This window comes from Acidovorax sp. GW821-FHT09B03, from assembly GCF_059418305.1.
Genome location: NZ_JBWKPP010000003.1, coordinates 87,237 through 110,783, shown reverse-complemented (window position 1 = coordinate 110,783; position 23,547 = coordinate 87,237). Strand labels below are relative to the sequence as shown.

The 23,547-nt window shown below is 68.1% G+C and carries 20 protein-coding genes and 1 riboswitch; all 20 genes read left to right on the top strand.

The window, feature by feature from the left end; genetic code table 11:
- Positions 1-37: 37 nt before the first annotated feature.
- Positions 38-1,756, top strand: coding sequence for an STAS domain-containing protein (locus AC07PA_RS06940; protein ID WP_007857376.1), 1,719 nt, complete (start codon positions 38-40; stop codon positions 1,754-1,756).
- An 80-nt stretch (positions 1,757-1,836) separates the two neighbouring features.
- Positions 1,837-2,400 (top strand): ATP-dependent protease subunit HslV, encoded by a 564-nt coding sequence (hslV, locus tag AC07PA_RS06935; protein WP_007857377.1) that lies wholly within the window; start codon positions 1,837-1,839, stop codon positions 2,398-2,400.
- Between the two features lie 100 nt (positions 2,401-2,500).
- Entirely contained in the window at positions 2,501-3,832 is a 1,332-nt protein-coding gene (gene hslU, locus AC07PA_RS06930) for an ATP-dependent protease ATPase subunit HslU (RefSeq protein WP_494608614.1), read from the top strand.
- A gap of 252 nt (positions 3,833-4,084) precedes the next feature.
- Positions 4,085-4,513, top strand: a complete 429-nt coding sequence (gene mraZ / locus AC07PA_RS06925; RefSeq protein ID WP_007857381.1) for a division/cell wall cluster transcriptional repressor MraZ — start codon at positions 4,085-4,087, stop codon at positions 4,511-4,513.
- A 9-nt stretch (positions 4,514-4,522) separates the two neighbouring features.
- The gene (gene rsmH / locus AC07PA_RS06920; protein WP_007857382.1) at positions 4,523-5,452 is read left to right on the top strand and encodes a 16S rRNA (cytosine(1402)-N(4))-methyltransferase RsmH; all 930 of its coding nucleotides are present in this window, start codon (positions 4,523-4,525) and stop codon (positions 5,450-5,452) included.
- Positions 5,449-5,775 carry a cell division protein FtsL gene (gene ftsL / locus AC07PA_RS06915; RefSeq protein WP_007857383.1) on the top strand — a complete coding sequence of 109 codons (327 nt, stop codon included), beginning with the start codon at positions 5,449-5,451 and terminating at the stop codon, positions 5,773-5,775. The genes rsmH and ftsL overlap by 4 nt, the downstream gene beginning before the upstream one ends.
- The gene (locus tag AC07PA_RS06910) at positions 5,772-7,517 is read left to right on the top strand and encodes a peptidoglycan D,D-transpeptidase FtsI family protein (protein ID WP_007857384.1); all 1,746 of its coding nucleotides are present in this window, start codon (positions 5,772-5,774) and stop codon (positions 7,515-7,517) included. Before ftsL ends, AC07PA_RS06910 begins: the two co-directional genes overlap by 4 nt.
- Entirely contained in the window at positions 7,517-9,016 is a 1,500-nt protein-coding gene (locus tag AC07PA_RS06905) for a UDP-N-acetylmuramoyl-L-alanyl-D-glutamate--2,6-diaminopimelate ligase (protein ID WP_494608615.1), read from the top strand. The genes AC07PA_RS06910 and AC07PA_RS06905 overlap by 1 nt, the downstream gene beginning before the upstream one ends.
- Complete coding sequence (locus AC07PA_RS06900) at positions 9,007-10,446, top strand: UDP-N-acetylmuramoyl-tripeptide--D-alanyl-D-alanine ligase (protein WP_494608616.1); 1,440 nt, start codon at positions 9,007-9,009, stop codon at positions 10,444-10,446. The genes AC07PA_RS06905 and AC07PA_RS06900 overlap by 10 nt, the downstream gene beginning before the upstream one ends.
- Positions 10,447-10,494: 48 nt before the next feature.
- Complete coding sequence (mraY, locus tag AC07PA_RS06895) at positions 10,495-11,673, top strand: phospho-N-acetylmuramoyl-pentapeptide-transferase (protein ID WP_007857387.1); 1,179 nt, start codon at positions 10,495-10,497, stop codon at positions 11,671-11,673.
- A 2-nt stretch (positions 11,674-11,675) separates the two neighbouring features.
- Positions 11,676-13,778, top strand: coding sequence for a Mur ligase family protein (locus AC07PA_RS06890; RefSeq protein ID WP_494608617.1), 2,103 nt, complete (start codon positions 11,676-11,678; stop codon positions 13,776-13,778).
- Entirely contained in the window at positions 13,778-15,058 is a 1,281-nt protein-coding gene (gene ftsW / locus AC07PA_RS06885) for a putative lipid II flippase FtsW (RefSeq protein WP_494608618.1), read from the top strand. The genes AC07PA_RS06890 and ftsW overlap by 1 nt, the downstream gene beginning before the upstream one ends.
- The gene (murG, locus tag AC07PA_RS06880) at positions 15,055-16,122 is read left to right on the top strand and encodes an undecaprenyldiphospho-muramoylpentapeptide beta-N-acetylglucosaminyltransferase (RefSeq protein ID WP_494608619.1); all 1,068 of its coding nucleotides are present in this window, start codon (positions 15,055-15,057) and stop codon (positions 16,120-16,122) included. Before ftsW ends, murG begins: the two co-directional genes overlap by 4 nt.
- Positions 16,119-17,567: a UDP-N-acetylmuramate--L-alanine ligase gene (murC, locus tag AC07PA_RS06875; RefSeq protein WP_494608620.1), complete on the top strand. Its 1,449-nt coding sequence runs from the start codon at positions 16,119-16,121 to the stop codon at positions 17,565-17,567. Before murG ends, murC begins: the two co-directional genes overlap by 4 nt.
- Positions 17,564-18,559, top strand: a complete 996-nt coding sequence (locus tag AC07PA_RS06870) for a D-alanine--D-alanine ligase (RefSeq protein WP_494608621.1) — start codon at positions 17,564-17,566, stop codon at positions 18,557-18,559. The genes murC and AC07PA_RS06870 overlap by 4 nt, the downstream gene beginning before the upstream one ends.
- Entirely contained in the window at positions 18,559-19,359 is an 801-nt protein-coding gene (locus AC07PA_RS06865) for a cell division protein FtsQ/DivIB (protein ID WP_007857393.1), read from the top strand. Before AC07PA_RS06870 ends, AC07PA_RS06865 begins: the two co-directional genes overlap by 1 nt.
- A 66-nt stretch (positions 19,360-19,425) precedes the next feature.
- The gene (ftsA, locus tag AC07PA_RS06860) at positions 19,426-20,655 is read left to right on the top strand and encodes a cell division protein FtsA (protein WP_145694605.1); all 1,230 of its coding nucleotides are present in this window, start codon (positions 19,426-19,428) and stop codon (positions 20,653-20,655) included.
- Between the two features lie 154 nt (positions 20,656-20,809).
- Entirely contained in the window at positions 20,810-22,066 is a 1,257-nt protein-coding gene (gene ftsZ / locus AC07PA_RS06855) for a cell division protein FtsZ (RefSeq protein WP_145694604.1), read from the top strand.
- 130 nt (positions 22,067-22,196) lie between these two features.
- A complete protein-coding gene (gene lpxC / locus AC07PA_RS06850) occupies positions 22,197-23,120 on the top strand; it encodes a UDP-3-O-acyl-N-acetylglucosamine deacetylase (protein WP_035204894.1) in 924 nt (307 codons plus the stop codon).
- A 10-nt stretch (positions 23,121-23,130) separates the two neighbouring features.
- Positions 23,131-23,304, top strand: coding sequence for a hypothetical protein (locus tag AC07PA_RS06845; protein ID WP_494608622.1), 174 nt, complete (start codon positions 23,131-23,133; stop codon positions 23,302-23,304).
- Positions 23,305-23,335: 31 nt separating this feature from the next.
- Positions 23,336-23,463: riboswitch (TPP riboswitch) on the top strand.
- The last annotated feature ends 84 nt before the right edge of the window (positions 23,464-23,547 follow it).

Below are 23,547 nucleotides of genomic sequence, written 5' to 3'. Positions count from 1 at the left end.
ACACACTCCTGCGCACGCACCCTCTCTCGCCTATCCCATGAGCAAGGAAGAAACCACGCCCGGCGGCCTGCTGTCCAAAATGGTGCGGTTTGTGCGCAACCCGACGACGAACTGGACCGAGCTCGACTCGCTCCAGGAGGACCGGGAAAGCCAGTACAGCAAGCAGATGCTCAAGGAGATGATCGAGCGCAAGCGCCGCAACGATTTCGTGCGCCGCCGTGAGTTCGATCAGCTGCGCAAGCTGCGCCAGCGCGAGGTGCTGCAAGGCCAGCGCACCGAGGACCCTACCGCACGTCCTTCGTTCTTCCAGAGCAGCATGGCCTCGCCCGACGAGCGCGCGGTGACGCTCAAGAAGATCGACGAGATCGAAGCGCAGATGTCGCAGCAGTGGTGGAAGAGCAAGGCCAATGGCGACGCGCCCACCGTGCCGGCGGATTTCCGCGGGGAGGACGAGGCCGCGGCGCGCGCCTTCGCGCCCACGGCTCCCGTCAGCCTGGCAGCACCTATTGCCGCCGCACCGGCTGCGGTGAAGCCACTTTTTGACGACGACAGCATGGCGATCGGCCAGTTTGGCGGCTCAGATGCGACCATGCGGGGAGAGCAGCAGCCCACCGAACTGGCATCGTTTGACCCGAGTCCGGCACCAACGCCCGAAACCGCATCCGCACCGGAGGAATTCGTGCACGAACCCGACCTTGAAGAAGCCGCCATCCGCTTCGCCAACGGCGATCACGCGGGAGCGGAGTCCGGCTTGCTCGATGTGCTGGCACAGCACCAGCAGGACGACCCGGCACAGCAGCTGGAAATCTGGATGACGCTGTTCGACCTGTACCGCGCCACAGGCCAGCACGACCGCTTCGACACCCTGGCCATCGACTTTGCCGCCGGCTTCAGCCGCTCGGCCCCCCTGTGGTTCTCCATGCCCGAGCAGCTCGGCCTGGTGCAGGAACAGGAGCCCAAGGCGGGCATGGCCCGCCGCGATTTCAGCTGGAACGCGCCCGCGCGCCTCACGGTGTCGTCCGTGGCGGCGCTGCAGGCGTCCATCGAGCGCTCTGCCGCCCCCTGGACCCTGGCGTGGACACGCATCGCCGGCATCGACGATGCCGCCGTGCCCCTGCTGGCCGACCAGTTCACCAAATGGGCGGACCGGGCGGGGCAGTTCGTGTTCTCGGGTGTGGACCGGCTCACCACCCTGATGGAGATCATGACCCAGTCGGGCGATCGGGCCTCGGGCCCCGAGTGGTGGCGCCTGCGCATGGCCGCGCTGCGCCTGATGGGCCGGCCCGACGAGTTCGAACTGGTGGCGCTCGACTACTGCGTGACCTACGAGGTGTCGCCACCTTCCTGGGTGGCGCCCAAGATGGGCTACTCGGACGACGCCACCGCGGCCAGCAGCCAGGCGGCGGCGCCTGCCGAGCGCGACATGCTGGCGTCGGATTTCGGCTTTGATGCATCCGTCCCGGCCACGCTGGACACCACGCCTGTGGCGTCGCTCAGCGGCCACATCGATGGTGATGCGACCCCGCTGCTGGAGCCCTTCCAGGCGCTGATGCGCCCCGGGGTGCCACTGGTGGTGTCCTGCGACAAGCTGATCCGCGTCGATTTTGCCGCTGCCGGCTCGGTGCTCAACTGGGCCGCAGAGCAGCAGGGCCAGGGCCACGAGGTGCATTTCCACAACCTGCAGCGCCTGGTGGCCATCTTCTTCAACGTGATCGGCATCAACGAGCACGCCTGGGTCCTCCCCCGCAAGAACTGACGGACAGGCTGGGTGCCCGCGCGGGGCACGGGCCTTGCCCTGGCTTGAAAACGGCACCGGCGCCCGCATCTGCGGCAGCTATGGACTCCTCTCACAACCATCCGGTGTTTCACGGCACCACCATCCTGAGCGTGCGCCGCCAGACCCCTGCCGGCATGCAGGTCGCCATCGGCGGTGACGGCCAGGTCACCCTGGGCAACATCGTCGTCAAGGGCTCGGCGCGCAAGGTGCGCAAGCTCCACCATGGCAAGGTGCTGGCCGGCTTTGCCGGTGCCACGGCCGATGCGTTCACGCTGTTCGAGCGCTTCGAGGCCAAGCTCGACAAGCACCAGGGCCACCTGGTGCGCGCCGCGATCGAGCTGACCAAGGACTGGCGCACCGACCGCGTGCTGCGCCGCCTCGAAGCCATGCTGGCCGTGGCCGACCTGGAGGCCTCGCTCATCATCACCGGCAACGGCGACGTGCTGGAGCCCGAGCAGGGCATTGTGGCCATTGGCTCGGGCGGGGCCTATGCCCACTCGGCGGCCAAGGCGCTGCTCAACCACACCGACCTGCCGGCGCAGGAGATCGTCAAGAAATCCCTCGAAATCGCGGGTGAGCTGTGCATCTACACGAACATGCACCACACGATCGAAACGCTGTAAGCGCCTCGCCCGGCGTACTCGTCCCGGGCTTTCCCTTTCATGGTGCCGGCCGCAGTGTGCTGTGGCGGCCGGTCCCTCCCTTGCTACCAGGTGGATCCCCATGTCGTCCATGACCCCCCAAGAAATCGTCTCCGAACTCGACCACCACATCGTCGGCCAGGCCGGCGCCAAGCGCGCGGTGGCCATCGCGCTGCGCAACCGCTGGCGCCGCCAGCAGGTCGAGGGCACGCTGCGCCACGAGATCACCCCCAAGAACATCCTCATGATCGGCCCCACGGGCGTGGGCAAGACCGAGATCGCGCGGCGCCTGGCGCGCCTGGCCGATGCGCCCTTCATCAAGGTCGAGGCCACCAAGTTCACCGAGGTGGGCTATGTGGGCAAGGACGTGGATTCCATCATCCGCGACCTGGCCGAGATCGCCGTGAAGCAGACCCGCGATGCCGAAACCCGCAAGGTGCGCACCCGGGCCGAGGATGCCGCCGAAGAGCGCATCCTGGACGTGCTGATCCCGCCGGCCCGTTCGGCTGCCGGCGCGGAGCCTGCTGCCGCCACCGACAGCACCGCACGCCAGGTGTTCCGCAAGAAGCTGCGCGAGGGTTCGCTGGCCGACAAGGAGATCGAGATCGAGGTGGCCGAGAGCCGGGCGGCGCTCGAGATCATGGGCCCCTCGGGCATGGAGGAGATGACCGAGCAACTGCGCGGCATGTTCAGCCAGATGGGCCAGGACAAGCGGCGTACGCGCAAGCTCAAGATCGCCGAGGCACTCAAGCTGCTCATCGAGGAGGAGGCCGCCAAGCTCGTCAATGAGGAAGAGATCAAGACCCGCGCGATTGCCAATGCCGAGCAGAACGGCATTGTCTTCATCGACGAGATCGACAAGGTGGCCGCGCGCCAGGAAAGCAGCGGTGCCGATGTCTCGCGCCAGGGCGTGCAGCGCGACCTGCTGCCGCTGGTGGAGGGCACCACGGTGTCCACCAAGTACGGCATGGTCAAGACCGACCACATCCTGTTCATCGCCTCGGGGGCTTTCCACTTGGCCAAGCCCAGCGACCTGATACCCGAGCTGCAGGGCCGTTTTCCGATCCGGGTGGAACTGGGCTCGCTGTCGGTGCAGGATTTCGAGGCCATCCTCGTGCAGACCCATGCCTCCCTGGTCAAGCAGTACCAGGCGCTGCTGGCCACCGAGGGGGTCACGCTGGAGTTCGCGCCCGAGGGTGTCACGCGCCTGGCGCACATCGCGTTCGAGGTCAACGAGCGCACCGAGAACATCGGCGCCCGGCGCCTGTCCACGGTGATGGAGCGCTTGCTTGACGAAGTCAGTTTCGATGCAACGCGACTATCGGGTCAGACCGTTGTTATTGATGCCGCCTATGTGGATGCGCGGTTGCAAACCCTGAGTCAGAACGAGGATCTTTCGCGCTACATCCTGTGACCACGGGCGCTGCGTTGAGGTATCACTTGCACAGGTCTCCGTAAGTGGTTCTTTCTCAAGGACTTTTGCTTGTTTGGCTTCTTTGGAGTCGCGCCTAAGTCCTTGATTTCATTGCAAAAGTTTGTTGTGCACCCCCTTGCTCGGTGTGCTTTTCCTGCTACAGTGCAAAAAAGTGCAATTAAGTGGTGAAAAGTGCCCTCAGCGCCCGATTCCAGGGCCCGAGTGGATTCCAACCGAGTGGGAAATCTGTCCGTGTTCCAAGGTGCCTCGTCGCTGAGTCTCGATGCGAAGGGTCGGCTGTCCGTGCCGACCCGGCATCGTGACGTCCTCGCGGCGACGGCAGGCGGCCAGCTCACGATCACCAAGCACCCCCACGGCTGCCTCATGGTCTTCCCCCGCCCCGAGTGGGAGAAGTTCCGCGAACGCATTGCCGAGCTGCCCATGTCCGCCCAGTGGTGGAAGCGCATCTTCCTGGGCAATGCCCAGGACGTGGAGATGGATGGCACGGGCCGTGTGCTGGTGTCGCCCGAACTGCGCGAGGCCGCCGGCATCTCGCGCGAGACCATGCTGCTGGGCATGGGCAACCACTTCGAACTCTGGGACAAGGCTACCTATGACGAGCAGGAGGCCAAGGCCATGCAGGGCGAGATGCCGGACGTCTTCAAGGACTTCTCTTTCTAAGGGCGCGCGGTGACCGAGGCTTTGCAACACACGACCGTCCTGCTCGAAGAAGCGGTGGACGCGCTGCTCGGCGGCGCGGGCCCCGAGCCGTCCGGCACCTTTGTGGATGCCACCTTCGGGCGCGGGGGGCACTCGCGCAGGATCCTGCTGCGGCTGGGGCCACAGGGGCGTCTTGTGGCATTCGACAAGGACCCTGAAGCCATCGCCGAAGCAACGCGCATCACCGATGCGCGTTTTTCCATTCGGCATGAAGGATTTCGCCACCTCGGTGAGCTGCCCGCTGGCAGTGCCGCGGGTGTGCTGATGGACCTGGGCGTGAGCTCGCCCCAGATCGACAGCCCCGAGCGGGGTTTCAGTTTCCGTTTCGATGGGCCGCTGGACATGCGCATGGACACCACGCGCGGCGAAAGCGTGGCCCAGTGGTTGGCAACTGCCGAGGTTCAACAGATTGCGGAGGTGATACGTGACTACGGTGAAGAACGGTTTGCTGGCCCCATTGCAAAGGCGATTGTTGCGCGGCGCGAAGAGCGGGGGCCTGTTGCAACCACCGGTGAACTGGCCAGTCTCGTGGCTGGCACGGTCAAAACCCGCGAGCCGGGCCAGAACCCTGCAACGCGCACATTTCAGGCTCTTCGGATTTTCATCAACGCCGAGCTTGAAGAGCTGCAACAGGCGCTAGAGGCCAGCCTCACGGTGCTGCAGCCGGGCGGGCGCCTGGCCGTGATCAGCTTCCACTCGCTCGAGGACCGCATCGTCAAGCAGTTCATCGCCAAGCACTCCAAGGAGGTCTACGACCGCCGCGCGCCGTTCGCCGCACCCCAGGCGATGAAGCTGCTGGCACTGGACCGCGTCAAGCCCAGTGCTGCCGAGGTGGCTGGCAACCCCCGCTCGCGCAGCGCCATCATGCGCGTGGCCGAGCGCACGGAGGTGCCTGCATGACGCGGTTGAACCTGGTGCTGCTGCTGGCGGTACTGGCGAGTGCACTGTTCCTGGTGCACACCCAGTACCAGTCACGCCGCCTGTTCACCGAGCTCGACCGGGCCACGGCCGAGGCGCGCCGCCTGGAGACCGAGCACCAGCGCCTGCAGGTGGAAAAGCGCGCCCAGGCCACGCCGCTGCGCGTGGAAAAACTCGCGCGCGCACAGCTGCAGATGCGCACGGCCACGCCGGCCATCACCCAGTACGTGTCCGATCCGGCCGGTGTCACGGCCACCGCATCATCTTCGCAGGCCGCAGCGCCTGCCGCAGGAACGCAGCCATGAGCCGCAGCGTTCTGTACACCTCCAGCCCGCTGCTGGCCAGCAAGACGCCGGTCTGGCGCAGCAAGTTCATCGTGGCGATGATCGCGCTCGGCTTCCTCGGCCTGGGTGCGCGGGCGGCCTATGTGCAGGTGTTCGGCAACGCGTTCTTCCAGCGCCAGGGCGAGGTGCGCTTTGCACGCACCCTGGAGATGCCCGCCAACCGCGGCAAGATCCTTGACCGCAACGGCCTGATCCTGGCGTCCAGCGTGCCGGCCGCCAGCATCTGGGCCATCCCCGAGGATGTGGAGCAGGACCAGCCCGAGGTCAAGGCCAAGATGAAGCAGTTGGCCAAGCTCTTGGAGATGCCGCTGTCCGAACTCAATGCCAAGCTGGCCGATGAGGACAAGACCTTCGTCTGGATCAAGCGCCAGCTCGACTGGGACGTGGGCCAGCAGATTGCGGCGCTGGGCATCAAGGGCATCTACCAGCGCAAGGAATACAAGCGCCAGTACCCCGAAGGCGAGGCTGCGGCCCACGTGGTGGGTTTCACCAATGTCGAGGACCATGGCCAGGAAGGCATGGAACTGGCCTTCAACAAGGAGCTGGCCGGCAAGGCGGGCTCGCGCCGCGTGATCAAGGACCGCCTGGGCCGCGTGGTCGAGGGCGTGGGCGAGACCGTGCCGCCCGTGGACGGGCGTGACATGCAGCTGTCCATCGACAGCAAGGTGCAGTTCTTCGCCTACCAGAAGCTGCGCGACCAGGTCACGGCGCACAAGGCCAAGGCCGGCAGCGTGGTGGTGCTCGATGCGCACACCGGCGAGCTGCTGGCCTTGGCCAACTACCCGAGCTATGTGCCCGACAAGCGCCAGAACCTGACCGGCGAGCAGTTGCGCAACCGCGCGCTGACCGACGTGTTCGAGCCGGGCTCGACCATGAAGCCCTTCACCATCGGCCTGGCCCTGGAGAGCGGGCGCGTGCGCCCCGAGACGCCGGTGGACACGAACCCCGGGCGCATCACCATCACCGGTTCCACGATCTCGGACACGCACAACTACGGCCTGCTCACGGTCGAGGGCGTGATCCAGAAGTCGAGCAACGTGGGCACCACCAAGCTCGCCATGCAGATGCCAGCGCGCGAGATGTGGGAAACCTTTTCGGCCGCGGGCTTCGGCCAGAAGCCGCAGATCGGGTTCCCGGGCGTGGTGACCGGGCGGCTGCGCCCCTACAAGACCTGGCGCCCCGTGGAGCAGGCCACCATGTCCTATGGCTATGGCCTGTCGGCCAGCCTGTTCCAGATGGCGCGCTCGTACACCGTGTTCGCCAACGGCGGTCGCGTGATCCCGGCCACCATGCTCAAGACCCAGGAGCCGGCCCTCGGCGTGCCCGTGTTTTCCGAGCGCACGGCCGACCAGGTGCGCAAGATGCTGCAGATGGCCGCCGGCCCGGGTGGTACCGGCCAGAAGGCCCAGACCCTCGGTTACTCGGTGGGTGGCAAGTCCGGCACGGCGCGCAAGCAGGTGGGCAAGAACTACGCTTCGGGCAAGTACCGCGCCTGGTTCACCGGCATGGCCCCCATCGACAAGCCGCGCATCATCGTGGCGGTGATGATCGACGAGCCCAGCAACGGCGTGTTCTACGGCGGTGCCGTGGCCGCACCGGTGTTCAGCGAGGTGGTGCAGCAGACCCTGCGCATGATGGGCGTGCAGCCGGACATGGCCGTCAAGCCCCAGATCGTGGCCAACCCGGTGGAGGAGTCCCTGTGATGCAGGTGCTGACTTCCTCCCGCGACGCCGTGCAGTGGCTGCGCAGCCGTGTCACCGGCACGCTGCAGACCGACAGCCGGCTGGTGGCCCCGGGCGACGGCTTCATCGCCTGGCCGGGTGCCGCGACCGACGGGCGCGCCCATGTCGCCGACGCCCTGGTGCGCGGGGCCACGGCCTGCCTGGTGGAACAGGCTGGCGTGGAGGCGTTTGCGTTCGAGGGCGGGCATATCGCCGCACTGCCGGGCCTCAAGGCCTCCACAGGCCCGATCGCGGCCCAGTGGTTCGACCAGCCCACCGAGCGCCTGGACGTGCTCGCCGTAACCGGCACCAACGGCAAGACCAGTACCGCCTGGTGGCTGGCGGATGCACTGAACCTGCTGGCTGGTGCGGGCAGCGGCAAAGGCTGCGCCATCGTCGGCACCCTGGGCATGGGCCAGCCGCCTTCGCTCACCTATACCGGCATGACCACGCCCGACCCGGTGCGTCTGCAGCGCGCCTTCGCGCAGTTCGCGGACGAGGGCCTGTCTGCCTGCGCCATCGAGGCATCGTCCATCGGCATCGCCGAGCGGCGCCTCGACGGCACGCGCATCCGCACGGCGGTGTTCACCAATTTCACGCAGGACCACCTCGATTACCACGGCAGCATGGCCGGCTACTGGCTGGCCAAGCGCGAGCTGTTCGGCTGGGACGGCCTGCAGGCCGCCGTGGTCAACGTGGACGACCCGGCCGGCGCCCAGCTGCATGCCGAGCTGGCGGGCTCGGCGCTGGACCTGTGGAGCATTGCGCTCGACGCCGAGGAGGCCCGCCTGGCCGCCCGCGACGTGGCGCTGGGCGAGCAGGGTCTGCGCTTCACGGTGGTGGAAGGGGCCGAGCGGCACCTGCTGCAGACCCGCGTGATCGGCCAGTACAACATCCTGAACCTGCTGGGCGTGCTGGCCACGCTGCGCAGCCTGGGCGTGCCCCTGGCCGATGCGGTCGGTGCCTGCAGCCGCCTGCAGCCCGTGCCCGGGCGCATGCAGCGCCTGGCGGCTGCCGGGCAGCCGCTGGTGGCCGTGGACTATGCCCACACCCCCGATGCGCTGGACAAGGCGCTGCGCGCCCTGCGCCCCCTGGCGGCCGAGCGCGGCGGTCGGCTGTGGTGCGTGTTCGGCTGCGGCGGCGACCGCGATGCCGGCAAGCGCCCGCTGATGGGTGCCGTGGCGCAGCAACAGGCCGACCGCGTGCTCGTGACCAGCGACAACCCGCGCAGCGAAGACCCCGCCGTGATCATCCACCAGATCCTGCAAGGCACGATCGCCGGCGCCTCGGTGCAGCCCGAGCCCGACCGCGGCGCCGCCATCGCGGCCGCCATCGGCCAGGCCGATGCGCTGGACGTGGTGCTGATCGCCGGCAAGGGACACGAAGACACCCAGGAGACGGCCGGCGTGCGCCTGCCGTTCTCCGACATGGCCCACGCGCAAGCCGCGCTGCAGGCCCGAGGAGCCCGCACATGGGCATGACGATGATGAACCTGCGCCAGGCGCACGCCCTCATCCAGCAGCGCATCCCATCGGCGCGCCTGGTGGGTGATGGTGGCGTGGCCGTGCAGCGCGTGCACACCGATACCCGCAGCCTGCAGGCCGGCGACCTCTTCGTGGCGCTCAAGGGCGAGCGTTTCGATGCCAATGCCTTTCTGGACCAGGCCCGCACCGGTGGTGCTGCAGCTGCCATTGCGCACGGTGGCCTCGACGCGGCCGGTCTGCCCGGCATCGAGGTGCCCGACAGCTTGGCAGCGCTCGGTGCGCTGGCCACCGGCTGGCGTGCGCAACGGGCGTTGCCGTTGATCGGCGTGACCGGCAGCAACGGCAAGACCACGGTAACGCAGATGATCGCCTCGATCCTGCGCGCCTGGCAGGGCGATGCCGCCTTTGCCACAGAGGGCAATTTCAACAACGACATCGGCGTGCCGCTGATGCTGCTGCGCCTGCGCGAGGCGCACCGTGCTGCCGTGATCGAGATGGGCATGAACCACCCGGGCGAGATCGCCGTGCTGGCTGCCATGGCCCAGCCCACGGTGGCCCTGGTGAACAACGCGCAGCGCGAGCACATGGAGTTCATGCACACGGTGGAAGCCGTGGCGCGCGAGAACGGCTCGGTGTTCGCGGCGCTGCCCGCCGATGGTGTGGCCGTGTTCCCGGCCGGTGACGCCTTCACGCCCTTGTGGCGTGAACTGGCCGGGCCCCGCCGCTGCCTCGCGTTCGGCGAGGAGGGCGACGTGGCCTGCACCTCGGCTGAATGGACGCAGGGTGCCTGGGCCGTGCAGGTACGCACCCCCACCGGGCCACTGGCCTGCCGCCTGCAGATCGCCGGTCGCCACAATGTGACCAACGCCCTGGCCGCCACCGCCTGCGCCCTGGCTGCAGGCGCCCCGCTGGCCGCCATTGCCCAGGGGCTCGATGCGTTCGTGCCGGTCAAGGGCCGCTCGCGCGCCTTCAGCGTGCAGCACGCCGGGCGCGAGATCACCGTGGTGGACGACACCTACAACTCCAACCCCGATTCGCTCCAGGCCGCCATCCAGGTGCTGGCGGCCTTGCCCGGCCCGCACCTGCTGGTGGTGGGCGACATCGGCGAGGTCGGGGAGCAGGGGCCGCAGTTCCACGCCGAGGCAGGCACCCAGGCGCAGGAAGCGGGTATTGCCACGCTGTATGCGCTGGGCACGCTGTCGGCACACACGGCGCGGGCCCATGGCGCCGCCACGCATTTCGAGAGCATGGAGCAATTGCAGGCCGCGGTCTGCTCTGCACTGCCCAGCGTGAGCAGCGTGCTCGTCAAGGGTTCGCGCTTCATGAAGATGGAGCGGGTGGTACAGGCCATTGCGGCTGCCACCGCTGCGCAAGCAACACAACAAGAACAAGGAAAGTCCGAGGGAAGCCATGACGCAACGCACTGAACCGACGCACGCACGCCAGGCGTTGTGCCTCCAGCAGGGAGGTGCCGCATGCTGCTGATCCTGTCGCAATGGCTGCAGGGGCTGTCGCCCGAGCTCGGCTTCTTCCGCGTGTTCCAGTACCTCACCTTCCGCGCGGTGATGGCGGCGCTCACGGCACTGCTGATCGGCCTGCTGGCCGGCCCCAAGGTGATCCGTGTGCTCACCTCGCTCAAGATCGGCCAGCCCATCCGTGGCTACGCCATGCAGTCGCACCTGTCCAAGAGCGGCACGCCGACCATGGGGGGGGTGCTGATCCTGCTGTCGATCGCGATCTCCACCATCTTGTGGTTCGACCTGTCCAACCGCTTCGTGTGGATCGTGCTCATCGTCACCCTGGGCTTCGGCGCCATCGGCTGGGTCGATGACTGGCGCAAGGTGGTCAACAAGGACCCCGAGGGCATGCGCTCGCGCGAGAAGTATTTCTGGCAGTCCGTCATCGGCCTGATCGCGGCCGTCTACCTGGTGTTCAGCATTTCGGAAAGCTCCAACGCCAAGGTGTTCGAGCTGTTCCTGACCTGGGTGCAGTCGGGTTTCTCGCTGGACCTGCCGCCCAAGGCCGGCCTGCAGCTGCCCTTCTTCAAGGAGGTGAGCTACCCGCTCGGCGTGCTCGGCTTCGTGATCCTCACCTACCTGGTCATCGTGGGTTCGAGCAACGCCGTGAACCTGACCGACGGGCTCGACGGGCTGGCCATCATGCCGGTGGTGATGGTCGGCTCGGCCCTCGGTGTGTTCGCCTACGTCACCGGCAGCTCGGTCTATTCCAAGTACCTGTTCTTCCCGAACATCCCGGGGGCCGGCGAACTGCTGATCTTCTGCGCCGCCATGGCCGGCGCCGGCCTGGCCTTCCTGTGGTTCAACGCCCACCCCGCGCAGGTGTTCATGGGTGACGTGGGCGCGCTGGCGCTGGGCGCGGCCCTGGGCACCATCGCCGTCATCGTGCGCCAGGAGATCGTGCTGGCCATCATGGGCGGCATCTTCGTGGTCGAGGCCCTGTCGGTGATGCTGCAGGTGACCTGGTTCAAGTACACCAAGAAGCGCTATGGCGAGGGCCGCCGCCTGCTCAAGATGGCACCCCTGCACCACCACTTCGAGAAGAGCGGCTGGAAGGAAACCCAGGTGGTCGTGCGCTTCTGGATCATCACCATGCTGCTGTGCCTGATCGGCCTGTCCACGCTCAAGCTGCGCTGAACATGACGACCACGCCCCACGATCCCCACGCCCTCGGCTCCGAGCCAGGCGATCACCTGCCCGAGACGGCCGGGCGGGAGGAGGTGCGTGTGCCCGAGGCCGTGCACACCCCGAAGGCGACCGATCCGGATCCTGCAGAATCCGCCACGCCCGAGAGCGTTGCGGCCGAGCCCGAGGCCGGCGAGGAGACACCCGCCGACGATGGCGCGCAGGATACCGATGCCACGCAGGAGTCCGCATCGGAATCGGCTTCTCCGGAGCCCGCAGCCCCTGTCGCCGCGCCAGCGTCCCCGCCTGGCGATGGCTATGTGGCTCCAGCCATCTCCGCGGCCAAGGCGGCCGCCGATTTCGTGGCCCAGATCTTTGCCGAGGTGAACGCGCCCGACACGACCGAGCCCGCGCCGCCGCTGGCCGCGCCGACGGACGAGCCCGAGTGCGAGGCCGAGGCGGTGCAGCCCCAGGGCCGTCCGGGCGAGGGCATGCGACCCTACGAGGGCCGGCATTTCCTGGTGCTGGGCCTGGGCGCCTCGGGCCTGGCCATGGCGCGCTGGTGCGTGCGCTGCGGTGCCAGCGTCACGGTGGCCGACACGCGCGAGGCCCCGCCCCAGCTGGCGGTGCTGCAGCACGAGCTGCCCGGCGTGCGCTTTGTTTCCGGCCCCTTCGACGCCAGCCTGGTCGAAGGCGGTGCCGGTGTGCACGCCGTCTACCGCTCGCCCGGCCTGAGCCCGGCCACCGTGGCGCCGGTGTGGGCCGCGGCGCAGGCCATCGGCCTGGCCACCGGCGGCGAACTCGGCCTGTATGCCGCAGCGCTGCAGTACCTGCGCGCCTCGCACGGCTATGCGCCGGCCGTGCTGGCCATCACCGGCACCAATGGCAAGACCACCGTCACCTCGCTCACCGGGCAACTGGTGGAGCGCGCGGGCAAGAGCGTGGCCGTGGCCGGCAACATCGGCCCCACGCTGCTCGACACCCTGGCCGGGCACATCGACGCCGAGACCCTGCCCGAAGTCTGGGTGCTCGAACTCTCGAGCTTCCAGCTTGATGGCGCGACCGGTTTCGAGCCCACGGCGGCCACGGTGCTCAACATCACCCAGGACCACCTGGACTGGCATGGCGACATCGGTGCCTATGCAGCGGCCAAGGCGCGCATCTTCGGCGACACGGCCCTAATGGTGCTCAACCGCGAAGACCCCACGGTCATGGACATGCTGGGCACGGCGTCAGCCGCCACGGCGCAGGCAGCGCAACTGGCCTCCGGCAAGCCCGCCCCGACCTCGCGCAGCAAGCAGCCCGTGAAGGTGCCGCTGCGCGACCACCTGACCTTCGGCATCGACATGCCGCGGCGCCCTGGCGACTTCGGCATCGAGACCGTGGGCAGCATTCCCTGGCTGGTGCGCGCGCACGAAGCGGACGAAACCCGCAAGCGCAGCACCCGCCGCCGTGCGGCCCCTGCGTGGCAAGGCGGCGAAGCCGCCGCTGCGCCTGAAGACGAGGAAGATCTGCACATCCAGCGCCTGATGCCTGCCGACGCGTTGCGCATCCGCGGGCGCCACAACGCCTCCAACGCGCTCGCCGCCCTGGCCCTGGCGTCTTCGGCCGGCTGCACGCTGTCGGCCATGCTGTTCGGCCTGCGCGAGTACCGGGGCGAGCCGCACCGCGTGGAGCCCGTGGCCTTGATCGATGGCGTGGAATTCTTCGACGACAGCAAGGGCACCAACGTGGGCGCCACCGTGGCCGCCCTCAACGGCCTGGGGGCCGACCGGCGCATCGTGCTGATCCTGGGCGGCGATGGCAAGGGGCAGGACTTCGCGCCGCTGGCCACGCCCGTGGCGCGCTATGCGCGCGCCGTGGTGCTCATCGGGCGCGATGCGCCGCTGATCCGCACTGCGCTGCAGGAGAGCGGGGCCGCGCTGATCAATGCCGCCACGCTGCCCGAGGCCGTGCACCTGGCACGCGAGCGCGCGCGCTCGGGCGATGCCGTGCTGATGTCGCCTGCCTGCGCGAGCTTCGACATGTTCACCGGCTACGAACACCGCGCACGCGTGTTCTGCGACACCGTTCTGGCCATGGCACAGGACGCCGGCCAATCCCTGGAGGGTATGTGATGGCTGCCACCCCTGCCAACGCCCCCGCCAGCTTCGCTGAACGCCTGGCCGGCTGGCTCGGCCGCCTCACCGGCAAGGCCGGCGAGGTGCTGCCGGTGCGCGTGGGCGGCACCGAGTACCGCCAGTCCACCACCACGCCTGCCAGCGTGCTCGGCTTCGATCAGGCCCTGCTGTGGGTGGTGGTGGCGCTGCTGGCCTGGGGCCTGGTGATGGTGTATTCGGCCTCCATCGCCATGCCGGACAACCCGCGCTTTGCCAATTACGCGCCCACGCACTTCCTCACCCGCCACATGATGTACCTGGTGGTGGGTTTCGTCGCGGCGCTGCTGGCCTTCCAGGTCCCCATGAGGCTCTGGGAGCGCGCCGCGCCCTGGCTTTTCGTGGCTGCACTGCTGCTGCTGGTGGCGGTGCTGATCCCGGGTGTTGGCAAGGTGGTCAATGGCGCCCGGCGCTGGCTGTCGATCGGGCCGGTGAGCTTCCAGCCCTCCGAGGTCGCCAAGTTCGCCGTGCTCATCTACGCCGCCGACTACATGGTGCGCAAGATGGAGGTCAAGGAACGTTTCTTCCGCGCCGTGCTGCCCATGGGCACCGCTGTGGCCATCGTCGGCGTGCTGTTGCTCGCCGAGCCGGACATGGGTGCCTTCATGGTGGTGGCGGTGATCGCCATGGGCATCCTGTTCCTGGGCGGCGTCAATGCGCGCATGTTCTTCCTGATCGCGGGCGTGCTGGTGGGCGCATTCGCCCTGATGATCGCCAGCTCGCCCTGGCGGCGCGAGCGCGTGTTCGCCTACCTCAACCCCTTCAGCGAAGAGCATGCGATGGGCAAGGGCTACCAGCTGTCGCACTCGCTGATCGCCATCGGCCGCGGCGAGATCTTCGGCGTGGGCCTGGGTGGCAGCGTCGAAAAACTGCACTGGCTGCCCGAGGCGCACACCGACTTCCTGCTGGCCGTGATCGGCGAGGAGTTCGGCCTCCTGGGCGTGCTCGTGCTGATCGTGCTGTTCCTGTGGCTGACGCGCCGCATCATGCACATCGGCCGCCAGGCGATTGCCCTGGACCGCGTGTTTGCGGGCCTGGTCGCCCAGGGCGTGGCGATCTGGCTGGGTTTCCAGGCCTTCATCAACATGGGCGTGAACCTGGGCGCGCTGCCCACCAAGGGGCTCACCCTGCCGTTCATGAGCTTCGGCGGATCGGCCATTCTGATGAACCTGGTGGCGATTGCGGTGGTGCTGCGGGTGGACTATGAAAACAAACACATGATGAGGGGGGGGCGCGTATGACCGCCAAGACCGCCCTCATCATGGCCGGTGGCACCGGCGGCCACATCTTTCCCGGCCTGGCCGTGGCCGAGGAGCTGCGTGCGCGCGGCTGGCGCGTGCACTGGCTGGGCGCGCCCGGCAGCATGGAGTCGTGCATCGTGCCCGCGCAAGGCTTTGCGCTGGAGGCCATCGACTTCTCGGGCGTGCGCGGCAAGGGCCCGGTCACGCTGGCCCTGCTGCCGCTGCGCCTCTTGCGCGCCTTCTGGCAGGCGCTGCAGGTGGTGCGCCGCGTCAAGCCCGACGTGGTGGTGGGCCTGGGCGGCTACATCACCTTCCCGGGCGGCATGATGGGTGTGCTGTGCGGCAAGCCGCTGGTGCTGCACGAGCAGAATTCGGTGGCCGGCATGGCCAACAAGGTGCTGGCCGGCGTGGCCGACCGGGTGTTCACCGCCTTCCCCCATGCGTTCAGGAAGGGCCAGTGGGTGGGCAACCCGCTGCGTGCTCCGTTCACGCGCCAGCCCGATCCGGCCGAGCGATTTGCCGGCCGCAGCGGCCCGCTGCGCCTTTTGGTCGTCGGCGGCAGCCTGGGCGCACGCGCGCTCAACGAGATCGTGCCCCAGGCGCTGGCGCTGATCCCGGCCGGGCAACGCCCCGTGGTGCTGCACCAGAGCGGTGCCACCCAGATCGACGCGCTGCGCGCCAACTATGCCGCCGCCGGGGTCGAGGCCGAGCTGACCCCCTTCATCGACGACACCGCCACCGCGTTTGCGCAGGCCGATCTCATCGTCTGCCGCGCGGGCGCGAGCACCGTGACCGAAATCGCCGCCGTGGGCGCTGCCGCCCTGTTCGTGCCCTTCCCCTCGGCGGTGGACGACCACCAGACCACCAACGCCCGCTTCCTCGTGGACGCCGGGGGCGGCTGGCTGGTGCCGCAGCGCGAGCTCACGGCCCAGGGCTTGGCCGCGGTGCTGAGCAACACAGAGCGCCCGGAGCTGCTGCGCCGGGCCACAGAAGCCAAGAAGATGCAAAAAACCAACGCCACCCATGAGGTGGTGACTGCCTGCGAGGAGCTTGCAACACCATGAAGCACGCCATTCGCCACATCCATTTCGTAGGCCTCGGAGGCGCGGGCATGAGCGGCATCGCCGAGGTGCTGTTCAACCTGGGCTACCGCATCTCCGGTTCGGACCTGGCCGACAGCGCCACCTTGCGCCGCCTGCAGGGCCTGGGCATCAAGACCTGCCTGGGCCATGCGGCCGCGCACATCGACGGGGCCGATGCGGTGGTCACCTCCACTGCCGTCACGGCCGACAACCCCGAGGTATTGGCCGCGCGCGACAAGCGCATCCCCGTGGTGCCGCGTGCGCTGATGCTGGCCGAGCTGATGCGCCTCAAGCAGGGCATCGCCATTGCCGGCACGCATGGCAAGACCACCACCACCAGCCTGGTGACCAGCGTGCTGGCCGAGGCCGGCCTGGACCCCACCTTCGTGATCGGCGGGCGCCTGAACAGCGCGGGCGCCAACGCCAAGCTGGGCAGCGGCGACTACATCGTGGTCGAGGCCGACGAGTCGGACGCCTCGTTCCTGAACCTGCTGCCCGTGATGGCGGTGGTGACCAACATCGATGCCGACCACATGGAGACCTACGGGCACGACTTCGGCCGGCTCAAGGGCGCCTTCGTCGACTTCCTGCACCGCATGCCGTTCTACGGCACGGCCATCCTGTGCGTGGACAGCCCGGCGGTGCGCGACATCCTGCAGAGCGTGACCTGCCCGATCACCAGCTACGGCTTCTCCGAAGACGCCCAGGTGCGCGCCGTCAACGTGCGTGCCGAGGCCGGCCAGATGCGCTTCACGGTGCAGCGGCGCAACGGCGTCACCCTGCCCGACCTGGAGATCGTGCTCAACCTCGCGGGCGAGCACAACGTGCTCAACGCGCTCTCGGCGATTGCCGTGGCGGTGGAGCTGAACATCCCCGATGAGGCCGTGCAGCGTGCGCTGGCCGGCTTCAAGGGCGTGGGCCGGCGTTTCCAGAGCTATGGCGACCTGCCTGCGAAGGACGGCGGCCGCTTCACCGTCATCGACGACTACGGCCACCACCCGGTGGAAATGGCGGCGACGCTGGCCGCGGCGCGCGGCGCCTTCCCCGGGCGGCGCCTGGTACTGGCCTTCCAGCCGCACCGCTACAGCCGCACGCGCGACTGCTTCGAGGACTTTGTGAAGGTCATCGGCAACGCCGACGCGGTGCTGCTGACCGAGGTCTATGCCGCGGGCGAAGCCCCCGTGGTGGCGGCCGACGGCCGTTCGCTCGCGCGCGCACTGCGCGTGGCCGGGCGCGTGGAGCCAGTCTTCGTGGACGACGTGGCCGAGCTGCCCCAGGCCATTGCCGACAACGCGCGCGATGGCGATGTGGTGATGTGCATGGGCGCGGGCTCCATCGGGGCGGTGCCGGCCAAGGTGGTGGACCTGCTGCAAGGCAACGACGACAAGCAAACCAAGGACAAGGCGCTGGCGGGGAGCGCGACATGACGACGATGATGACGACGAAACTGGGTTCCAACGTGGATGTGAAGGCTCTGGGCAAGGTGGCCGTGCTGATGGGCGGCGCGTCCGCCGAGCGCGAGGTGTCGCTGATGTCCGGCACCGGCGTGCTGCAGGCGCTGCGCTCGCGCGGCGTGGATGCCCATGCCTTCGACCCCTCGCAGAACGAGCTGGGCGAGCTGCGCCGCGACGGCTATGCACGCTGCTTCATCGCACTGCACGGCCGCCATGGCGAGGACGGCACGGTGCAGGGCGCGCTGGAGCTGCTGCGCATTCCCTACACCGGCCCGGGCGTGATGGCTTCGAGCATCGCGGTGGACAAGATCATGACCAAGCGCATCTGGCGCGCCGAGGGCCTGCCCACGCCGGACTGGCGCCTGGTGGGCAGCGTGGCCGAGACCACCGACGCGCTGGCGGCCCTGGGCGCACCGATGATCGTCAAGCCATCGCGCGAGGGCTCCACCATCGGCTTGACCAAGGTCACTTCGCCCGAGCAATGTGCCCAGGCCTATGCACTGGCCTCGCGCTACGACCCCGAGGTACTGTGCGAGCAGTTCATCGAGGGCGAGGAAACCACCTGCCCGATCCTGGGAGAAGGCAACAGTGCCTATGCGCTGCCGGTGATCCGCATCGTCGCCCCCGAGGGCAACTACGACTACCAGAACAAGTACTTCACCGACGTCACGCAGTACCACTGCCCGAGCGGCCTGCCCGAGGCCGAGGAGCGCGAGATCCAGCGCCTGGTGGTGGCGGCCTTCCGCTCGCTGGGCTGCCGCGGCTGGGCGCGCGCGGACATCATGATCCGCGCCAGCGACCGCCAGCCCTTCCTGCTGGAGATCAACACCTCGCCGGGCATGACGGGCCACTCGCTCGTGCCCATGTCGGCGCGTGCCTCGGGCATCAGCTACGAAGACCTGTGCGTGGGGGTGCTGGCCAGCGCCACCATGGACACGCCCGCCGGCAGCACCCTGGGAACCTGATGAACAACGCGCTGCCCGCACCGCTGGACGTCAAGCTCATGAACATGACCGCATCGGTCCTGTTCGTGGGCTGCGCCATGCTCGTGCTGGCGGCGGGGGCCTGGTGGGTGCTGCGCTACCCGGGCTTTGCGATCGCGCGCATCGTCGTGCAGGGCGAGCTGGTGCACAACAACGCCGTCACCTTGCGCGCCAACGTGGCGCCGCACCTGGTGGGCAACTTCTTCACGGTGGACCTGCGCAAGGCGCGCGAGGCCTTCGAGCAGGTGCCCTGGGTGCGCAAGGCCTCGGTGCGGCGCGAATTCCCGGGCAGCCTGCACGTGGTGCTCGAAGAACACGACGCCGTGGCGTACTGGGGCCCCGATTCGGGGTCGGCCATGGTCAACACCCAGGGCGAGGTGTTCGAGGCCAATGTCGGCGATGTGGAACAGGACGGCCTGCCGCGTCTGCAGGGGCCGGGCGGCACCTCGGGCGAGGTGCTGCAGATGTACGGCCTGATGCAGCCGGTGTTCGAGCCGCTGGGCATGGACGTGGAAGAACTCGCGCTGACCGGCCGCGGTGGCTGGCGCGCCACGCTGGACACCGGGGCCGTGGTGGAACTCGGCGGCGGCACGCCGGCGGAGGTGGTGGCGCGCGCCAAGCGCTTTGCGCGCACGCTGACCCAGGTGGCGGCCCAGTACAAGCGCCGGGTGGATGCGCTCGAGTCGGCGGACCTGCGGCACACGGGGGGTTATGCCTTGCGGCTCAAGGGGGTGACCACCACGAGCCCGGAGGCGGCCGCGGGTGCCGCCACACGGAGGTAGCAGCATGCAGGCAAGGTACAGACGACGCGGCGGGCAGGGCAGAACAACGAAGGGCAGTGACTGAATATGGCAAGAGAATACAAAGACGTGGTGGTCGGCCTGGACATCGGCACGGCGAAGATCATGGCCGTGGTTGCCGAAGTCCTGCCCAATGGCGAACTCAAGCTCGCAGGATTGGGCGTGGCCCCGAGCAATGGCTTGAAGCGCGGCGTGGTGGTCAACATCGACGCCACGGTGCAGAGCATCCAGCAGGCGCTGAAAGAAGCCGAGCTGATGGCCGACTGCAAGATCCAGCGGGTGTACACCGGCATCACCGGCAGCCACATCCGTGGCCTCAACTCCAGCGGCATGGTGGCCGTGAAGGACAAGGAGGTCACCTCGGCCGACGTGGCGCGCGTGGTGGAGACGGCCAAGGCCATCAACATCTCGTCCGACCAGCGCCTGCTGCTGGTGGAGCCGCAGGAGTTCGTGATCGACGGGCAGGATGTCAAGGAGCCCATCGGCATGAGCGGCATCCGCCTGGAGGCCAAGATCCACATCGTGACCGGAGCGCAGAGCGCGGCCGAGAACATCATCAAGTGCGTGCGCCGCTGCGGACTGGAAGTCGAGCAGTTGCTGCTCAACCCGCTCGCATCGAGCCAGGCCGTGCTGACCGACGACGAGCGCGAACTCGGCGTGGTGGTGGTGGACATCGGTGCCGGCACGACCGACGTGGCCATCTTCACCGGCGGGGCCATCCGCCACACGGCCGTGATCCCGATCGCGGGCGATCTGATCACCAGCGACATTGCCATGGCCCTGCGCACGCCGACCAAGGACGCCGAGGACATCAAGGTCGAGAGCGGCTACGCCAAGCAGCTGCTGGCCGACCCCGAGAGCCAGGTCGAGGTGCCGGGCCTCGGTGACCGCAGCCCGCGCATGCTGAGCAAGCAGGCCCTGGCCGGAGTGATCGAGCCACGCGTGGAGGAGATCTTCTCGCTGGTGCAGCAGGTGATCCGCGAGTCGGGCTACGAGGAAGTACTGTCTTCGGGCATCGTGCTCACGGGCGGCAGTGCCGTCATGCCCGGCATGATCGAGCTCGGCGAGGACATCTTCCTCAAGCCCGTGCGCCGCGGCATCCCCAAGTATGCGAGCGCGCTGTCGGACATGGTGGCCCAGCCCCGGGCATCGACCGTGATGGGCCTGCTCGAGGAGGCGCGCCTGGCGCGCCTGCGTGGTTTCAAGGTGGCGCAGAAGAGCGGCTCCATGAAGACGGCGTTCGGCCGCTTCAAGGACTTCATCGTGGGGAACTTCTGATGCGCTACTTCCACCACCACAGTCCTGCCCGTGCCGGTCCCCGAATGCCCGGCGGGCGATGGCGATGTACAGGACCGCCATGCCGCTGCCCGCACCCAGAGACAGTTTTTCACATTTGGCCAATGCATACGAAGACAGAATCAGGAGTTCCAACATGACCATCGAAATGATCGAAGCCGAAACTTTCAACCAGGGCACCCAGATCAAGGTGATCGGCGTGGGCGGTGGCGGCAGCAATGCCGTCGAGCACATGATTGCCCGCAGCGTGCAGGGCGTGGAATTCGTCTGTGCCAACACCGACGCGCAGGCGCTCACCCGTAGCTCCGCGCACAGCGTGATCCAGCTCGGTGCCAGCGGCCTGGGTGCCGGCAGCAAGCCCGACAAGGGCCGTGATGCCGCCGAAGCGGCCGTGGAGGACATCCGCGCCGCCATCGATGGCGCGCACATGCTGTTCATCACCGCCGGCATGGGCGGCGGCACGGGTACGGGCGCCGCGCCGGTCATCGCGCGCATCGCCAAGGAGATGGGCATCCTCACCGTGGGCGTGGTCACCAAGCCTTTCGAGTGGGAAGGCGGGCGCCGCATGACCAACGCCGACAACGGCCTGGCCGAGCTCGAAGCCAATGTCGATTCGCTGATCGTCGTGCTCAACGAGAAGCTGCTCGAAGTGCTGGGCGATGACATCACTCAGGACGAGGCCTTCGCGCATGCCAACGATGTGCTCAAGAACGCCGTGGGCGGCATTGCCGAGATCATCAACGAGTACGGCCAGGTGAACGTCGACTTCGAAGACGTGCGCACCGTGATGGGCGAGCCCGGCAAGGCCATGATGGGCACGGCCACGGCCAGCGGCCCCGACCGCGCCCGCATCGCAGCCGAGCAGGCCATCGCCTGCCCGCTGCTCGAAGGCATCGACCTGTCGGGCGCCAAGGGCGTGCTGGTGCTGGTCACGGCCAGCAAGGGCAGCCTGAAGCTGTCCGAGTCGCGCCTGGCGATGAACACCATCAACGCCTACGCCTCCAAGGATGCGCACGTGATCTTCGGTGCCGCCTACGACGACACCCTGGGCGACGAGATCCGCGTGACCGTGGTCGCCACCGGCCTGTCGCGCCACAACGCCCGCCGCCAGCCGATCTCGGTGGTGCAGGGCGGCCTGCGCACCGGTACTGACAACATGGCTTACCAGATCCCCGTGGCCGGTGCCGCGGGTGTGATGGGCAACGCCATGGGCGCGGTTCCTGGCCAGACCGGCCATGGCGGCGGCAGCTCGCAGGCCGACTACGGCAGCATGTCGGTGCCCAGCGTCTGGCGCACCAACCGCACGCAGGCCGCCGCCCGCGTGGACGCGCTGTCCTCGGGCGGCATGGACGACCTCGAGATCCCCGCCTTCCTGCGCAAGCAGGCAGATTGATTGCGTGGGTGAAGGGGCCGACTGGCGGCCCCGCGTCCTTCCCAAGGGCCCTTCGGGCCCTTTTTTCATGGGCTCTTGGGCCATGGTCCTATTGCAAGCGGGGTCGGGCCTGGCCTTTTACAATCGGAGCATGCTCCAGCAACGCACCCTCAAGACCTTGACCCGCGCCGTCGGCGTGGGGCTGCACAGCGGCCAGCGGGTCGAGCTGACCCTGCGGCCGGCCCAGCCGGACACCGGCATCGTGTTCCGCCGGGTGGACCTGCCGCAGCCGGTGGACATTCCGATCCGGGCTGATGCGGTGACGGACACGCGCCTGGCGTCGACCATCGGCGTCGGCAGCGCCAAGGTGCATACCGTGGAGCACCTGATGTCGGCCTGCGCGGGCCTGGGGCTGGACAACCTCTATGTGGACATCACGGCCGAAGAGGTGCCCATCCTGGATGGGTCCTCGTCGTCCTTCGTGTTCCTGCTGCAGAGTGCGGGCATCGAGCTGCAGAACGCGCCCAAGCGCTTCATCCGCATCAAGCGGCCCGTGGAGGTGCGCGAGGGCAGCGGCGCCCAGGCCAAGTGGGCGCGCCTCGTGCCCTACCATGGCTACAAGCTGAGCTTCGAGATCGATTTCGACCACCCGGCGGTGGATTCCACCGGCCAGCGTGTGGAGTTCGACCTGGGGTCGGGCAACTACAGCCGCGACATCGCGCGCGCGCGCACCTTCGGCTTCACGCGCGACGTGGAGATGATGCGCTCCAACGGTCTGGCCCTGGGCGGCGGGCTGGACAACGCCATCGTGATGGACGACTACAAGGTGCTCAACAGCGACGGCTTGCGCTACGACGACGAATTCGTCAAGCACAAGATCCTCGATGCCATGGGCGACCTGTACATCATCGGCCGGCCCCTGCTGGCCGCCTACAGCGCCTTCCGCTCGGGCCATGCGATGAACAACCTGCTGCTGCGCGAGCTGCTGTCGCAGCCCGATGCCTGGGAAGAGGTCACCTTCGAGGACGAGCGCCAGGCACCGCAGGGCTTTGCACGGCCCGCGCGCGCCTGGTAGGCGCGCCCCCATGCTGCTCTTTCGCTGGATGGTCATGGCGCTGCTGCTGGCAGCGGCGGTGTCCTTCGCCTTCTATGCGGGCACGGGCCAGGCGCACTACAAGCGCTGGGGCCTGGTGGTCCTCAAATGGACCGTCATTGCCGCCGTGTTCTTCTTCGCCGTGGTGATCATCGGACGCATCTGAAACCCTGTTGCAGGCCGGTGTCGATATACTGGCGCCTGCTCCGGGGTGTGCGAAAGCGCTGAGATGCAAAGGGCCTGATGGTTGATCCATCAGGCGGCCTGCGAACCCGACGAACTTGATCCGGTTCATACCGGCGGAAGAAGAGCCGACCTTCATGCCTGCGCGCGCACGCCTTTTTTGGGGAGTGCCACTGCGGGGCATGCCGTCCATGCGCCAGCACTGGCGCGTGCGCGGGGCGCCAGG

What these genes read in the sequence shown, in the direction of transcription:
- AC07PA_RS06940 (WP_007857376.1), top strand. Translation starts at nt 38, where the DNA reads ATGAGCAAGGAAGAAACCACGCCCGGCGGCCTGCTGTCCAAAATGGTG.
- hslV (WP_007857377.1), top strand. Translation starts at nt 1,837, where the DNA reads ATGGACTCCTCTCACAACCATCCGGTGTTTCACGGCACCACCATCCTG.
- hslU (WP_494608614.1), top strand. Translation starts at nt 2,501, where the DNA reads ATGTCGTCCATGACCCCCCAAGAAATCGTCTCCGAACTCGACCACCAC.
- ftsL (WP_007857383.1), top strand. Translation starts at nt 5,449, where the DNA reads ATGACGCGGTTGAACCTGGTGCTGCTGCTGGCGGTACTGGCGAGTGCA.
- AC07PA_RS06910 (WP_007857384.1), top strand. Translation starts at nt 5,772, where the DNA reads ATGAGCCGCAGCGTTCTGTACACCTCCAGCCCGCTGCTGGCCAGCAAG.
- AC07PA_RS06905 (WP_494608615.1), top strand. Translation starts at nt 7,517, where the DNA reads ATGCAGGTGCTGACTTCCTCCCGCGACGCCGTGCAGTGGCTGCGCAGC.
- AC07PA_RS06900 (WP_494608616.1), top strand. Translation starts at nt 9,007, where the DNA reads ATGGGCATGACGATGATGAACCTGCGCCAGGCGCACGCCCTCATCCAG.
- mraY (WP_007857387.1), top strand. Translation starts at nt 10,495, where the DNA reads ATGCTGCTGATCCTGTCGCAATGGCTGCAGGGGCTGTCGCCCGAGCTC.
- AC07PA_RS06890 (WP_494608617.1), top strand. Translation starts at nt 11,676, where the DNA reads ATGACGACCACGCCCCACGATCCCCACGCCCTCGGCTCCGAGCCAGGC.
- ftsW (WP_494608618.1), top strand. Translation starts at nt 13,778, where the DNA reads ATGGCTGCCACCCCTGCCAACGCCCCCGCCAGCTTCGCTGAACGCCTG.
- murG (WP_494608619.1), top strand. Translation starts at nt 15,055, where the DNA reads ATGACCGCCAAGACCGCCCTCATCATGGCCGGTGGCACCGGCGGCCAC.
- murC (WP_494608620.1), top strand. Translation starts at nt 16,119, where the DNA reads ATGAAGCACGCCATTCGCCACATCCATTTCGTAGGCCTCGGAGGCGCG.
- AC07PA_RS06870 (WP_494608621.1), top strand. Translation starts at nt 17,564, where the DNA reads ATGACGACGATGATGACGACGAAACTGGGTTCCAACGTGGATGTGAAG.
- AC07PA_RS06865 (WP_007857393.1), top strand. Translation starts at nt 18,559, where the DNA reads ATGAACAACGCGCTGCCCGCACCGCTGGACGTCAAGCTCATGAACATG.
- ftsA (WP_145694605.1), top strand. Translation starts at nt 19,426, where the DNA reads ATGGCAAGAGAATACAAAGACGTGGTGGTCGGCCTGGACATCGGCACG.
- ftsZ (WP_145694604.1), top strand. Translation starts at nt 20,810, where the DNA reads ATGACCATCGAAATGATCGAAGCCGAAACTTTCAACCAGGGCACCCAG.
- lpxC (WP_035204894.1), top strand. Translation starts at nt 22,197, where the DNA reads ATGCTCCAGCAACGCACCCTCAAGACCTTGACCCGCGCCGTCGGCGTG.
- AC07PA_RS06845 (WP_494608622.1), top strand. Translation starts at nt 23,131, where the DNA reads ATGCTGCTCTTTCGCTGGATGGTCATGGCGCTGCTGCTGGCAGCGGCG.